The 14,742-nt window shown below is 62.7% G+C and carries 11 protein-coding genes; 9 read left to right on the top strand and 2 right to left on the bottom strand.

Going from position 1 to position 14,742, the window contains the following annotated elements; translation table 11 throughout:
• Positions 1-2 precede the first annotated feature (2 nt).
• Positions 3-1,763: a sensor histidine kinase gene (locus H9X91_RS03255; protein ID WP_204802445.1), complete on the bottom strand. Its 1,761-nt coding sequence runs from the start codon at positions 1,761-1,763 to the stop codon at positions 3-5.
• Positions 1,764-2,075: 312 nt separating this feature from the next.
• On the opposite strand from H9X91_RS03255, the gene H9X91_RS03250 reads away from it, so the two are divergent.
• The 3 genes from H9X91_RS03250 (at position 2,076) to H9X91_RS03240 (ending at position 5,273) form a co-directional block, all read left to right on the top strand.
• Entirely contained in the window at positions 2,076-3,410 is a 1,335-nt protein-coding gene (locus H9X91_RS03250; RefSeq protein WP_243414405.1) for an ABC transporter substrate-binding protein, read from the top strand.
• Between the two features lie 128 nt (positions 3,411-3,538).
• Entirely contained in the window at positions 3,539-4,411 is an 873-nt protein-coding gene (locus tag H9X91_RS03245; protein WP_204802443.1) for a carbohydrate ABC transporter permease, read from the top strand.
• Between the two features lie 13 nt (positions 4,412-4,424).
• On the top strand, positions 4,425-5,273 hold the full coding sequence (locus H9X91_RS03240; RefSeq protein WP_204802441.1) for a carbohydrate ABC transporter permease: 849 nt from the start codon (positions 4,425-4,427) through the stop codon (positions 5,271-5,273).
• A 154-nt stretch (positions 5,274-5,427) separates the two neighbouring features.
• On the opposite strand, the gene H9X91_RS03235 is transcribed toward H9X91_RS03240, so the two are convergent.
• Complete coding sequence (locus H9X91_RS03235; RefSeq protein ID WP_204802439.1) at positions 5,428-6,387, bottom strand: HpcH/HpaI aldolase/citrate lyase family protein; 960 nt, start codon at positions 6,385-6,387, stop codon at positions 5,428-5,430.
• 217 nt (positions 6,388-6,604) lie between these two features.
• Between H9X91_RS03235 and H9X91_RS03230 the strand changes: the two genes are divergently transcribed.
• The 6 genes from H9X91_RS03230 (at position 6,605) to H9X91_RS03205 (ending at position 14,694) form a co-directional block, all read left to right on the top strand.
• Positions 6,605-8,884, top strand: coding sequence for a YceG family protein (locus H9X91_RS03230; RefSeq protein ID WP_243414404.1), 2,280 nt, complete (start codon positions 6,605-6,607; stop codon positions 8,882-8,884).
• A gap of 3 nt (positions 8,885-8,887) precedes the next feature.
• On the top strand, positions 8,888-10,054 hold the full coding sequence (locus H9X91_RS03225) for a toxic anion resistance protein (RefSeq protein WP_204802437.1): 1,167 nt from the start codon (positions 8,888-8,890) through the stop codon (positions 10,052-10,054).
• Between the two features lie 25 nt (positions 10,055-10,079).
• Positions 10,080-10,661, top strand: coding sequence for a TerD family protein (locus H9X91_RS03220; RefSeq protein ID WP_204802435.1), 582 nt, complete (start codon positions 10,080-10,082; stop codon positions 10,659-10,661).
• Positions 10,662-10,678: 17 nt separating this feature from the next.
• Complete coding sequence (locus H9X91_RS03215; RefSeq protein ID WP_204802433.1) at positions 10,679-11,260, top strand: TerD family protein; 582 nt, start codon at positions 10,679-10,681, stop codon at positions 11,258-11,260.
• Positions 11,261-11,338: 78 nt separating this feature from the next.
• Complete coding sequence (locus H9X91_RS03210) at positions 11,339-11,941, top strand: TerD family protein (RefSeq protein ID WP_204802431.1); 603 nt, start codon at positions 11,339-11,341, stop codon at positions 11,939-11,941.
• A gap of 95 nt (positions 11,942-12,036) precedes the next feature.
• Positions 12,037-14,694 (top strand): calcium-translocating P-type ATPase, PMCA-type, encoded by a 2,658-nt coding sequence (locus tag H9X91_RS03205; RefSeq protein WP_204802429.1) that lies wholly within the window; start codon positions 12,037-12,039, stop codon positions 14,692-14,694.
• Positions 14,695-14,742: the final 48 nt, after the last annotated feature.

Below are 14,742 nucleotides of genomic sequence, written 5' to 3'. Positions count from 1 at the left end.
TCTCACCCCTTTGTCTGGTCGATCGGCAGGATCAGCAGCACCGAGGTGCCGCGGCCGGGCTCTGATGTGATCTTCAGGTCCGCCTGCTCTCCGTACAGAAGATGCAGCCGGCGGATCACATTGGGCAGGGCGATGTGGTTGTGGTCTCCGGCGGCGGCCGCCTCGCCGGACAGGTCCAGCTTCGAGACGTCGAATCCGACGCCGTCATCCTCCACCCGCACGCAGATGCTGTGCTCCTCCTCCCACAGGCGGATGGTGACGGAGCCCAGGCCCCGCCGGGGCTCCAGCCCGTGGACGATGGCGTTTTCCACCAGCGGCTGGATGGTCAGCCGCGGCACCAGGTACTGCAGCAGCTCGTCGTCCTCCTGCTCGATGGAGTAGACGAGGCTCTCCCCGAACCGCTGCCGCTGCAGATCCAGATAGTACCGGACATAGCCCAGCTCCTGCTCCAGCGTGATCTTCTGGTTGCCGCTGCCGATGCCGATGTTGCCCCGCAGAAGATTGGCCAGATTGGTGACCATGTGGGAGATGTCCTTCAGCCCCGCGTCCACGCACCGCATGTTGATGGCCTCCAGCACGTTGAAGATGAAATGGGGGTTGATCTGGGCGGCCAGCAGGCGGGACTCGCTCTCCTGCAGCTTCAGGCCCTTCTGATAGGCGTCCTGGAACGAGGCGTCCAGGTTGTCCGCCATGCGGTTGAAGGCGGACTCCAGGCTGGCCAGCTCCCGATAGCCGCTGTCGGGCATCCGGGCGGTGTAGTCGGACTCCGCCATGCGGTGCAGCGTGTCCTCCATGCCCTGCATGGCGCGGCGCATCACCCGGTAGATCACCAGGGCCGCCAGAATGGCCAGCAGCAGGATGGCCACGCACAGGACGGAGAAGATGCCGCTGCCCTCCCACACCAGATCGTACATGGAGGAGAGGGGGACAAAAAAGTCCAGCTGCAGATCATTCCCGCCCACCTGCTGGCTGACGTGATAGTACCGGCCCAGCCGCCCGGCGGTGGCGCCCTGGACATAGGCGCCGGAGGTCCCGGCCCGGTCCAGCAGCAGCTCCAGATCCTCGCCCAGTCCGAACAGCAGCTGCCCGTCCTGACCGGACAGCGCCAGGCAGGTGCCCGGATAGAGGTCGATCAGATCCGCCGCGTTCACCATGGTCTCCACGTCGATCTCCATGATGAGCTTGCCCAGCAGATCCAGATTGGAGATGTTTTTGTAGTCCAGCAGGAAATAGAGGGTGCCGGAGGGCGTTCCGGGCACGCGGAACAGCGTTTCCACGGAGGTGAGCCCCGCAGCGGCGGCATAGACCTGCTGCATGCGCTGCTGCTCCTGAGCATAGGATCCCGTGGGGGAATACAGGGCGAACTGCCCGTCCTGCCGGAACAGATAGACGCTGTTCAGCCCGCTCTTGTGCCAGGTGGACTGGTAGGCGGCCACGCCGCCCACCACGCGCAGCAGGGCATCCCGCCCGTCCACAGCCAGGTATGACGCCGGGTCCAGCATCGCCTGGCGCAGGTCATTGTCCGCCATGGCGCTGTAGGCCACATCCCGGGCCAGGTCCATGGAGCTCTCCACCGAGGAGGCCACCTGGCCCATGTAGAAGTCGGCGTTTCCCTGGGCCTGCTCCTCCATGCGGTCCGGGATGGTGCGGTAAAAGACCAGGAGAGTCAGCAGGATCGGCCCCAGGATCATGATGCAGACCAGAAAGAAAAATCTGGCCAGGATCGACCGCTTGCGGCCTCCGCCGCTCCTCTGCTCCGCCATCCGCACGCCTCCCTTCTGCGGCCGGTCGGGGCCGCTCTTTTTTATTTTATCGAAACAGACGCTTTTTTTCAAGATTGGAAAGGGAGAATTTCCCAAACGCACACCGGCCCTCTCCCGGCGGAGAGCCGGCAGTTTCCGGCAAAAAGCGCGGCCGCCGGCGGAAAAGATAGGACATATTTGGCCTTCCACGGAAAAAATTGAGCGGATTTCTACCAGAACAAGAACAAAAGAATCTTAATATTTGTGCGCTTTTCCATGGTATGATATTCACATATACGGGGGAAGGTCCCCCGGAAAAGGAGGAAATCATAAATGAAGATGATGAAAAGATGGCTGTCTTGCGCACTGGCCCTGGTCATGCTTCTTGGGCTGGTCGGCTGCGGCGGCGGCACCGATGAGGGCGCGGCCTCTGACAGCGGCAGCGAGAGCACCGGCGACGAGATCGTGATCAATTATCCCACGTTCCAGGTGGGCACCAACACCGCTGCCCCCGTGGTGGCCGAGCTGGTGAACCGCTTCAACGAGGAGTACGCGGGCCAGTACCGCATCGAGATCGAGGAAGTGCCCGGCGACGCCAACTACGCTGAGCGCATCCAGGTCCAGATCTCTTCCGGCCAGCTGCCTCCCGTGGTGTACGGCGGCGGCTACGCCCTGCTGGACCTGGCCCTGGAGGCCGATCTGGTGGTGGACCTGACCGACGTGGTGAACGCCGATCCCGAGTGGGCCGCCATGTATGACAACGACGCCTGGCAGGCCGCCAACTGCCGCGACGGCAAGATCTACGCCTCCTCCAGCGAGGGCCAGCTGATCGGCTACTTCTACAACAAGGAGCTGTTCGATCAGGTCGGCATCCAGCCCGCCACCACCTGGGAGGAGTTCTTTGACAACTGCGACAAGCTCCTGGCTGCCGGCATCACCCCGCTGGCCATGGACACCGCCGACGGCGCATGGGTCTCCATGCTGCTGATGGGCGCCATGGTCGCCACCAGCGGCGACGAGGGCCTGGAGTTCATGAACACCAAGTATCCCACCGACTACAACATCGAGCCCGTCGTCAACGCCGTGGCCGAGATGCAGAAGTGGTACCAGAACTACACCACGCTGGACGCCGTGGGCGGCGCCTATGAGAACGCGGCCAACAACTTCTTCTCCGGCAACGTGGCCATGATCTGCAACGGCCCCTGGATGATCGGCGACTTCTCCGATACCTCCAAGACGCCCGAGGGCTTTGACCAGAACGTGGGCGTGGCTACTTATCCCGGCGGCTTCGTCTATGACGCCCCCATCGAGGGCATGTTCGTCACCAAGCAGGACGATCCCGCCCTGGAAGAGGCTGCCATCGCCATGGTGAAGTTCTTCACCAGCCCCGAGGCCCAGACCCTGGCCCTGGAGATGCAGGGCATGGTCCCCGCTGCCGCCTCTGTGGAGATCACCGACACCGCCACCACCAACTTCCCGCTGCTGGGCGAGTTCCTGAACATGGCCTCTGAGTGCACGGTGCGCTCCAACACCTTCACCGGCAACATGGTGCCCGGCCTGCAGGATCTGTTCAGCGCCGAGCTGCCCAACCTGGCCAACGGCACCTACACGCCGGAGCAGTTCTGCCAGATCCTGACGGACTTCGCCACGGAGAACGCTGTGGCCTGATCCCATCCCCGCCTGAAAAGGCATAGGCAACACCCTGGAAGCCCGTGACTGCAATCTGCGCACAAAGGATCGGGCTGCCCTAGCGGCAGCCCGATCTTCCCTATCCTTGGACAAGGAGATGGATTCTGATGAAACAAAAAAATGGCGGGTGGATCGCCCTGTTCCTGGCGCCGGCGTGCATCCTCTTCATCCTGATCTTCGCGATCCCGCTGGTGATGGTGTTCGTCACGTCGCTGTTCGACTACCGCCTGCTGCCCCGCACCTTCACCTTTGTCGGCTTTTCCAATTTCATTCAGCTGTTCACCGAGGACAACCGCTTCTGGCCCATCTTCGGCAACACAGTCAAATGGCTTTTTATCCACTGCATCTTCCACGTGACCCTGGGCACGCTGCTGGCCTTTATCCTGTACAAGAAGCCCAGGGGCTGGAAATTCGTTCGTGTGACTTACATGATCCCGAATATTATCTCCCAGTCTGCCATCGCCATGATCTTCCTGAACCTGTACAACGCCCAGTACGGCGCGGTGAACTCGTTCCTGAAGCTGATCGGACTGGAGAGTTTGCAGCACAACTGGCTGTTTGAGACGGCGACGGCGTTTCCCTCTGTCACCCTGACCTGGTTCCTGTTCGCAGGATACACCACCACCCTGGTCCTGGCCCAGCTGCTGAGCACCGATGAGAGCCTCATCGAGGCGGCGGAGATCGACGGCGCCACCAGCTTCCAGATCGACCGCCTGGTGATGTTCCCGGTGGTCAAGAAGATGATCGGCACCACGGTCATCATGGCGGCCACCTACATGCTGCAGCTGTTCTCCATGCTGTACATCACCACCGGCGGCGGCCCCGGCACCGACACCACCAACCTGCCGCTGTATCTGTACACCACCGTGAAGGCTAACAACTACGGCTATGCCAATACCATCGGCGTCGTGATCATTCTGCTGGGCTTCGTCACCATGACGCTGATCCGCAAGATCTTCGGCATGAATAAGGAAGACTGAGGAGGGATCTGGAATGTTGACGCATTATAAGAGAACGCCCACTCAGAAGGTCGCCCGCGGATTTTCCTATCTGTTCATGGCCCTGTGCGTGTGCGTGGCCCTGTTCCCCATCATCTGGGTCGTTCTGTCCTCCTTCAAGACCAACAGCGAGATCTTTTCCAACGGCCTGTCCCTGCCGTCCCACTTCAGCTTTGACGGGTATGTGCAAGCGCTGGAGATCGCTCCGATCCTGAAGTTCTTTGCAAACAGCCTGATCATCGCCACCATCACCACGATCCTGAACGTGTTCTGCCTGGCCATGGCGGGGTATGTGTTCGCCAAGAAGCGGTTCCGCTTCAAGAACACGATCTATGCCATCCTCTCCCTGTCCATGGTGATCCCCACCACGGCGCTGATGAGCCCGGTGTACAACATCATCACGAAGCTGGGGCTCTATGACACCAAGTTCGCCCTGATCCTGGTGTACACGGCGCTGAACATGCCCATCTCCCTGATGGTGCTGCGCTCTGCGTTTGCCTCCATCCCCACGGAGCTGGAGGAGGCCGCCTATATCGACGGCGCCGGCTTCTTCCGCACCTTCATCCAGGTGATGATGCCCTGCGCCAAGGGCGGCCTGGCCAGCGCGGCCGTGCTGACCTTCCTGGAGAGCTGGAACGAATTCACCTTCGCCCTGCTGCTGACCAGCTCCACGGACAACCGGACCCTGCCGCTGTCCCTGAGCTACTTCACCAGCCAGTTCAGCTTCAACTACACGGCCATGTTCGCGGCCATCACCATCGCGGTGCTGCCCAGCATCATCGTGTTCGCCATCTTCCAGGAGCAGGTCAACGCCAGCCTGACCGCAGGCTCGGTGAAGGGCTGATCCGGCTCCCGGAAACAGCAGACGTTTCCATTTGTGTGTGTTTTAAAAGAAGGACACGCCGACGGCGTGTCCTTCTCTTTGTCCGCTGCCGGGCAGGACCTGCAGCGCAGACGGCGCCGCCGCGGGATTTCCCGCGGCGGCGCCTTGCATGCGGTCAGGGGCGGGTGCCGTACCGCTCCGCCCGCAGGACGATCTTCCGGGCCCAGTTGAAGTGGGTGTTGTACTCGTTCATCCGGTCCGCGCCGGCGCTGGCAGCCACCAGGCGGCCGCTGCCGGCGTCCCAGTTCAGCACGGCCCGGGCGTCGGCATAGTCCCGGACGGAGACCCGGAGCATCTCGTTCACCACGGGGATCTGGTTGGGGTGGATGACGGTCTTTCCGATGAACCCGTTCAAAAGATCCATCTCCAGCTCCCGGCGCAGGCCGGTGTCCCAGCCCTCGCCGGAGTAGTACTCCCACACCGGGCCGGACACCACGTACCGGTCGCCGAAGGTGGTGACGATGTCGATGAGGATGTCCGCCACCGGCCGCAGGTCGTAGATGGTCCGGTCCACCGGCCGCCGCAGGCCGAAGGCGTGGGAGAGGTCGTTCCCGCCCACCCGGACGTTCAGGATGGAGCCTGAGACGGTATCCAGCTGCTCCCGGATCTCAGCCAGCGCCGTCTGCCGGGCGGCGGGCGGGATCATGGCGGCGGACTCGAAGATCGGCATGTAGACGTAGGAAGCTGTCTGCGAGATGGACCGGATCGCCGCCACATAGGGCCCGCAGTTGTCCAGGAAGAACTTGGGCAGGATGAAGCCCGCCAGGATGCCGGCGTAGGGGGCATAGGTCTCCGCCAGGCGCAGCAGCTGCTGCGGGCTCCGGACCCGGACAAAGATGGGCGGCAGGAAGAAGGTGTGCTGCCGGGAGGCGGCGGAGATCCGCTCCAGCGTGTTCTGCAGGATCCGCTCCGCCTCCGCCACGCTGTCCGCGGACACGGTGTCCTCCAGACAGAACGCCAGGGAGAAGGGCGTGGGGAACCGCTGCCCCACAAGGGAGTCCGCGATGGATGTATGGGCATTGGCGGGGCAGTAGAGCAGGGCCCCCACGTCGTACCCGGTCAGAGTGTTTCTCATGTTCAGCCTCTTTTGTTCTTGATATGGCAACACGGCCGGGATCAACGGCCGCTGACGGGTCCTATTATAGCACTGACCGGGAGAGAAGAAAATAGATTTCCCCCTGCGGAGCATGTTAAATTTTTGTGGAATTTCCCGCTATGCTCCATGCATATGTTGAAAAAATCTGTGGGAGCCATTATAATAGGAGTCAAATCCATTCAATTCAGAAAGTGGCATGGCTGCGATGTTTCAACTGGCGGAACTGACACAACTGAATGACTGCTTCCGGCCCCTCTCCCAGCGGGGCGGCGCCCGGGCCTATTTCCTCCGGATCGCCGCCTACAGCGGAGATGTGGCGGAGTTCCTGCGCCGCTATTACGAGGCGGCCCGCCGCTCCGGCGTCATCATCGACGGGCGCATCCCCAACCCGGACCCCGGCAACCTGGCCTACTTCAACGAGATGATGGGGGCCGACTTCCGGATGGATGCGGGCTTTTTCTCCCAGCGGCTGCAGAAGTGGCTGCCCCGGATGACGGACGGGCAGCGGACTGCCGTGGTGACGGCCATGTACGCCACTTTGGACGACATGCGGCGCCAGGGGAAGAACGACAACATGCTCCGCAACGCCTACATCAAGTACATGTGCTGGCTCTACTACAAGTTCGAGCGGATCGTCAACGTGCTGGGGGGCGAGACGCTGCCCAAGATCCTCTACGCCGGGGATGTGAGCCACTACGAGCTCCAGCTGCTGACGGTCCTCTCCCGGGCGGGGGCGGACGTCGTATTGCTGGAGACCGGCGGGGACCAGGCGTATCTCACCGTGGACCCCCAGTCCGCGCTGTCCCGGCTGTACCAGGCCCCCGGCCTGGGCCCCTTCCCGGCGGGCTTCGGCGTGAAGCGGCTGCAGGAGGACCTGCAGCGGGAGGTGGAGCGCCAGCGGCTCTACGGCACGCTGCCGTCCCTCTCTCCCTGCACCAACGCCTGGGTGCAGAGACCGGAGCTGAACGCGGTCCAGACCGCCGTCCAGGCCCGGGGGAGCGACGCCCGCTTTTTCTACAACCTCTTCCTCTGCCAGTACGGCGTGGAGGACAGCCTCACCTACACCAACGACCTGTTTGCGCTCTACCAGGCGCTGAAGGGCGGCGGGCGCCGGATCTGCGTGGTCAACGGCGACCCTCCGCCGCCGACGCCGGAGGAGATCGCCGCAGTGAAGCGGGGGAATTACACCTCTGCGGAGCAGCTGGCCGCCGGCCTTTCCGCCAACATCCGTTACCCCGCCAATATCGAGCTTCAGCGCCTGATGACCAAGGCTTTCATCGACCTGGTGCTGGAGGAGGAGACCTCCTGCGGCGGCAGCGTCGCCAAGCTCACCAGCCGGGCAGTCTCGCTGCTCTGCTGGCTCAGCCGGTATCAAAAGGAGCTGTTCCCGGACTGGAAAGCGCCGGAGGTGGCGGTCTTTCTCCAGTTCGGCCGATGCGCCTCCGACATCGGGGCGCTGTTCCTGCGGCTGCTGGCCCGGCTGCCGGTGGATGTGCTGGTGCTGCTCCCCAACCTGAACGAGGGCAGCGTCCTCCGCGCTCCGGATCTGCTGGAGATCCACAGCCCCCAGTCCGTGGCGATGGACCGCTTCCCGGTGGACCAGAACCAGGCCCGGGTCACCACCGCCGCCTATCAGGCGGAGCGGGACCTGGACCGGCTGATGTACCAGGACACGGGACTCTACCGCAATCAGCAGTACGCCAAGGCCTCCACGGTCCTGCTGCAGACCATGTATGAGGAGATCCCCATCCTGTGGGACCAGGAGCTGAAATACCGCCCCAGCTTCTCCGCCGCCGGGGACACGGTCACCCTGCCGGTGATCTGCCAGAAGATCTGCGGCGTGAAGGACGGCAACGCCTCCCAGTACTGGCTGGACATCAAAAAGCTCATCACGCCGGACACGGAGGTGGTCCGCTCCGTCCCCTGGGTCCAGGGCACGGACCCCAATCCCGTCAAGCCGTATGCCACCCAGTTTCTGAAAAACGGCAAGCTGCTGCGCAGCAAGATCAAGGCCCACAGCGCCTATCTCTACGGGATCCTGCGGGCGGAGGTGCAGGAGCACCTGCTGGATAAGCTGCAGCTGCTGCTGGATCAGAAGCTGATCCGGGGGACCTTTGAAAACGGCACGGAGTACACGGTGATCGCCACGGCCCTGAATCTCCCCAAGGACCTGCTGCGGAAGATCCAGAAGTTCGACTTCACCAAAAAGAACCCCAAGCTCATCTATATCAACACCACGGAGAAGATGATCTCCCTGGAGGACAGCATCCTCACCGCGTTTTTGAGCCTGGTGGGATTCGACGTACTGTTCTTCGTCCCCACCGGCTACCAGTGCATCGAGCAGCACTTCGCCCGCCCCTTCGCCGGCGAGACGCAGATCGGGGACTACCTCTACGATCTGCGGATCCCTGACTTCAACACTGTGCAGGAAAGCGGACTGCACTCCATCAGAAAACTATTTGGAAGGAGTTCATGAGTTATGGGCCTGAATCTCAGCAGACCGACCCCATCCCAGCCTCAGCCTTTCCAGGGGCAGGCGCCCGCCGCCCCCCAGGAAGAGGAGAACTATCAGCAGTACGACATCTCCGCCGACCGGCAGATGATGACCCAGACGCTGGTCAACTCGCCGGAGGTGGACGCCCTGGCCAGCCAGATCGAGGTGTACAACCTGGAGTCCATCGTCTCCTTCGGTGCCGGTGCGGCGGATGAGATCTCCAAGTGCTCCGACGTGGTGCTCAACAGCATGAACCTGTCCCAGCTGGATGACTCCAGCGTGATGCTGAACACCCTGGCCAAGATCATGGACAAGTTCGACATCGAGGAGATCAAGGAGAACCCCGGCCTCTTCGGCAAGCTGTTCGGCAACCTGCGCAAGCAGCTGGACAAGATCCTGGCCAAGTACCACACCATGGGTGAAGAGGTGGACAAGATCTACGTCCAGCTGAAGCAGTACGAGGCGGACATCAAGCAGTCCAACCGGAAGCTGGAGGAGATGTTCCAGGCCAACGTGAACTACTACCACGAGCTGGTGCGCTACATCCTGGCCGGCGAGCAGGGCTGCCGGGAGCTGGAGGCCTACATCGCCCAGCGCCAGGCGGACATGGAGGCCACCGGCGACAACTCCATCCAGTTCGAGCTGACCACCCTGAACCAGGCCCTGATGATGCTGGAGCAGCGGACCCAGGACCTGCGGACGGCAGAGAACGTGGCCATGCAGTCCATCCCCATGATCAAGACCATGCAGTTCAGCAACATGAATCTGGTGCGGAAGATCAACTCCGCCTTCATCATCACCCTGCCGGTGTTCAAGCAGGCGCTGACCCAGGCCATCATGCTCAAGCGCCAGCGGCTCCAGGCGGAGGCCATGAGCGCCCTGGACGCCAAGACCAACGAGATGCTGATCCGCAACGCCCAGAACACGGCGGAGCAGGCCAAGATGACCGCCCGGCTGGCCTCCGGCAGCTCCATCAAGGTGGAGACGCTGGAGCAGACCTGGCGCACCATCGTCAGCGGCATCGACGAGACGAAGCAGATCCAGGAGACTGCCCGCAAGCAGCGGGTGGAGGATCAGAAGCGGCTGGAGGCCATCAAGGCCCAGTTCGACCAGATGTATCACATGCCGGACAAGGGGTCCGTGAATCATTAAAATATTGGGAACGGAGGAACACAAGATGCCGATCAATCTTTCCAAGGGACAAAAAGTCGATCTGACCAAGGGGAATCCCGGCCTGACCAAGATCATGGTGGGCCTGGGCTGGGACGTGAATGCCTTTGACTCCGGCTCCGCCTTTGACCTGGACGCGGCGGCCTTCCTGGTGGGCGCCAACGGCAAGTGCCCCACGGAGCGGGACTTCATCTTCTACGGCAACCTCAAGCACAGCACCGGCGCCGTGGAGCACATGGGCGACAACCTGACCGGCGAGGGCGACGGCGACGACGAGCAGATCATGGTGGATCTTTCCAAGGTGCCCGCCAACATCGAGCGGATCGCCTTCACCTGCACCATCTACGACGCGGAAAACCGCCGCCAGAACTTCGGCCAGGTGTCCAACGCCTTCATCCGCATCGTGGACCAGGCCACCGGCCAGGAGCTGATCCGCTACGACCTGGCGGAGGACTTCTCCATCGAGACCGCCATCGTGGTGGGTGAGCTGTACCGCCACAACGGCGAGTGGAAATTCAATGCCATCGGCAGCGGCTTCCAGGGCGGCCTGGCGGCCCTGTGCGGCCACTACGGCATCGATGCCGAGTGATTACAAGGAGGAATATTATGCCCATCAGTTTACAAAAAGGACAGAAAGTCAGCCTGACCAAGGGCAATCCCGGCCTCACCAAGGTGGTCGTGGGCCTGGGCTGGGACGTGAACAGCTTCGACACCGGCGGGGACTTCGACCTGGACGCCGCCGCCTTCCTGCTGGGGGAGAGCGGCAAGGTCACCTCCTCCGGCGACTTCGTGTTCTACGGCAATCTGAAGCACAGCTCCGGCGCGGTGGAGCACCTGGGCGACAACCTGACCGGCGAGGGCGCCGGGGATGACGAGCAGATCCGCATCGACCTGACGAAGGTGCCTGCCAACATCCAGCGCATCGCCTTTACGGTGACGATCTATGAGGCGGAGAGCCGCCGGCAGAACTTCGGCATGGTCAACAACGCCTTCATCCGCATCTTTGACGAGACCAACGGCCAGGAGATGCTCCGCTATGACCTGGGAGAGGACTTCTCCATCGAGACGGCGGCCGTGTTCGGCGAGCTGTACAAGAACAACGGCGAGTGGAAGTTCAACGCCATCGGCAGCGGCTATCAGGGCGGCCTGGCGGCCCTGTGCGCCAACTACGGCGTGGACGTGGAGTAAGCGCGCCCCATCGGGAACAACAGATCGCTCCGGCCGCGCCCGCGGCGCGGCCGGATATTTTGAAGGAGGAATTTTCCTATGTCTGTGAGTCTGCAAAAGGGCCAGAAGATCAGCCTGACCAAGGGCAACGAGGGCCTTTCCAAAGTGATCATCGGTCTGGGCTGGGATGAGGCGGCCAAGTCCAGGGGCGGCCTGTTCGGCGGCCTGTTCGGGTCCTCCGGCCCCGCCATCGACTGCGATGCCTCCGCCTTCGTGCTGCGCAGCGGCAAGCTGATGGACAAGAAGGACATCGTCTACTTCGGCAATCTGAAGCACTACACCGGCACCGTCCAGCACATGGGCGACAACCTGACCGGCGCCGGCGAGGGCGACGACGAGCAGATCGTGGTGGATCTGTCCCGGGTCCCGGCGGAGTATGACCGCATCGTCCTGGTGGTGAACATCTATCAGGCCGTGCAGCGCCGCCAGCACTTCGGCATGATCCAGAATGCGTTCATCCGCATCGTGGATGCCCGCAACAACCAGGAGCTGTGCCGGTACAACCTCTCCGAGAATTACGACAACATGACCGCCATGATCTTCGGCGAGGTCTACCGCAACAACGGCGAGTGGAAGTTCAACGCCATCGGCCAGGCCACCACGGACCCCGGCCTGGTGGAGCTGGCCCGGCGCTACATGTGAGCGCCGGCTCCAGAAGAAGGACATTTGAAATCTGAACCGCGGAAGGGGCCTGCTTCGGGCAGGCCCCCCTTCCCGCAGCGAATGGGTGTAACATCATGCATTTTAATGGACTGACTGACAAACAAGTTGAAGAATCCCGGAAACAATACGGCTCCAACGTGATCCCGGACTCTGAGCCCACCACCTTCTGGGCGGAGTTCAAGGAGACCTTCAAGGACCCCATGATCCGCATCCTGCTGGCCATCGCGGCGCTGATGCTGATCATGTGCGTCGCAGGCTACGCGGAGATCTACGAGCCCATCGGCACCATCGTGGCGGTGCTGATCGTGGCGTTCGTGACCGCCAAGACCGGCGTGGCCAGCGATACGAAGTACCGCCAGCTGAAGGACAGCACCAAAAAGGACCAGTGCAAGGTCTACCGCAACGGCCTGGTCACCGTCATCGACGTGGACGACGTGGTGGTGGGGGACAAGATCCTGCTCCAGTCCGGCGACAAGATCCCGGCGGACGGCGTGCTGATCCACGGCTCCCTGAAGGTGGACAACTCCGCCCTCAACGGCGAGGCGGAGGAGTGCCCCAAGACGGCGGCGGACGCGTCCTTCGCCCTGCCGGAGGACATCACCGGCGACACGTTTGTGGACGCCCACTCCCTGTTCCGGGGCGCCGTGCTGTTTGACGGCGAGGGCGTGCTGGACGTGCGCAAGGTGGGCCTTTCCACCATGATGGGCAAGATGGCTGAGGAGATGCAGGAGGATGAGCCGGACTCCCCCCTGAAGGTGAAGCTGGGGAAGCTGGCGGACATGATCTCCCGCTTCGGCTACATCGGCGCCGTGGTCATCGCCATCATGTACTTCGGCTACTTCATCCTCTCCGCCGGCGGCTTTGAGGCGTACTTCTCCTCCGGGGCGCCGGTGATCATCCAGGATATCGTGGAGGCCGTGTCCCTGGCGGTGGTCATCATCGTCTGCGCCGTGCCGGAGGGCCTGCCCCTGATGATCTCCCTGGTGCTGATGCAGAACACCAGCAAGATGCTGGACCACAACGTGCTGGTCCGCAAGGCGGAGGGCATCGAGACCGCCGGCTCCCTGAACATCCTGTTCAGCGACAAGACGGGCACCATCACCAAGGGCCACCTGGAGGTGGTGGAGTTCTTCACCGCCGACGGCGTGACCATTCCCCTGGATCAGCTGTCCCAGAGCGGCAAGCTGAAGGGACTGATCGACCTGGCCATCGGCAAGAACACCCAGTCCATGTACGACGGCGAGGGCCGCGTGGTGGGCGGAAACGCCACGGACCAGGCGCTGATGCGCTTTTTGGGACAGGAGACCTTCCGCAAGCTGGACGAGGTGTCCTCCTACGCCGTCACCAGGTCCCAGAGTTTCAACTCCGCCAACAAGTTCAGCCAGGCCTACATCGCCGAGGCGGGGCGCACCTTCTACAAGGGCGCGCCGGAGAAGTTCCTGGCCGCGGCAAAGACGTACCTCAGCCTGGACGGGGACGAGCATCCCCTGGACCTGGAGTCCGTCAACGCCAAGATCGACGAGCTGGCGGGCAAGTCCATGCGGGTGCTGGCCTTCGGCTACTCCCCCAGCGAGATGACGGAGAACGCCATCAATGCCGACACGGTGCTCATCGGCCTGGTGGGCATCCGGGACGATGTGCGGCCCGAGGCCCAGGAGGCCATCGCCGAGGTGCAGAAGGCCGGCATCCAGGTGGTCATGATCACCGGCGACCGGCTGGAGACCGCCGTGGCCATCGCCCGGGAGGCGGGGCTGCTGCGGGCCCGGGACGATGTGGCCCTGACCTCCGCCCAGCTCAACGAGCTGTCTGACGACGAGGTGAAGAAGATCATCCCCCGCATCCGGGTCATCGCCCGGGCCCTGCCCACGGACAAGTCCCGGATGGTGCGCCTGTGCCAGGAGCTGAACCTGGTGGTGGGCATGACCGGCGACGGCGTCAACGACTCCCCGGCCCTGAAGCGGGCGGACGTGGGCTTCGCCATGGGCAGCGGCACCGAGGCCGCCAAGGAGGCCGGCAAGATCGTCATCCTGGACGACAACTTCCGCTCCATCAAGGACGCCATCTGGTACGGCCGGACCATCTACCACAACATCCTGAAGTTCTGCAAGTTCCAGCTGGTGATCAACGTGGCCGCCGTGGTGGTCAGCGCCATCGCCCCCTTCTTCGGCGTGGAGGAGCCCCTGAAGGTCACCCACCTGCTGTTCGTGAACCTGGTGATGGACGGCCTGGGCGCCATCATGCTGGGCAACGAGCCCGCACAGGAGCGGTACATGTCCGAGCCGCCCCGCCGCCGGGACGAGAGCATCGTCAGCAAGTCCATGATGGCACAGATCGTCACCATGGGCCTGTGGCTGACGGCGCTGAGCTTCATCTTCCTGAAGGCGCCGTTCTTCGACACCTTCTTCGCCAGCACGGAGCAGAAGCTCTCCGCCTATTTCGTGCTGTTCATCTGGAGTGCCCTGTTCAACGCCTTCAATGTCCGCAGCGACAGCTTCGACATCTTCAAGGACCTGAAGCTGAACCCGGGCTTCATGCAGGTGTTCGTCATCATCGTCCTGGTGCAGGCGTTCATCGTCAACGCGGCCCTGGTCCCGGTGCCGGTGTTTGCCTGGATCAGCAACATGTTCAGCTGCGTGCCCTTCCCGCCCGCCGGATGGGGAGTCGCCATCCTGCTGGCGTTTACCATGATCCCTGTGGACATCCTCCGCAAGGTGGTCGTGGGGCGGAAATAAACCCTGCAGAAAGAGCGGGCATCCGTGGGATGCCCGCTCCAGACTGCC

It is taken from the genome of Oscillibacter valericigenes, assembly GCF_016902445.1.
Lineage (GTDB): Bacteria > Bacillota > Clostridia > Oscillospirales > Oscillospiraceae > Oscillibacter > Oscillibacter avistercoris.
The sequence above is the reverse complement of the archived record's forward strand: the minus strand, read 5'-3'. Positions and strand labels throughout refer to the sequence as shown.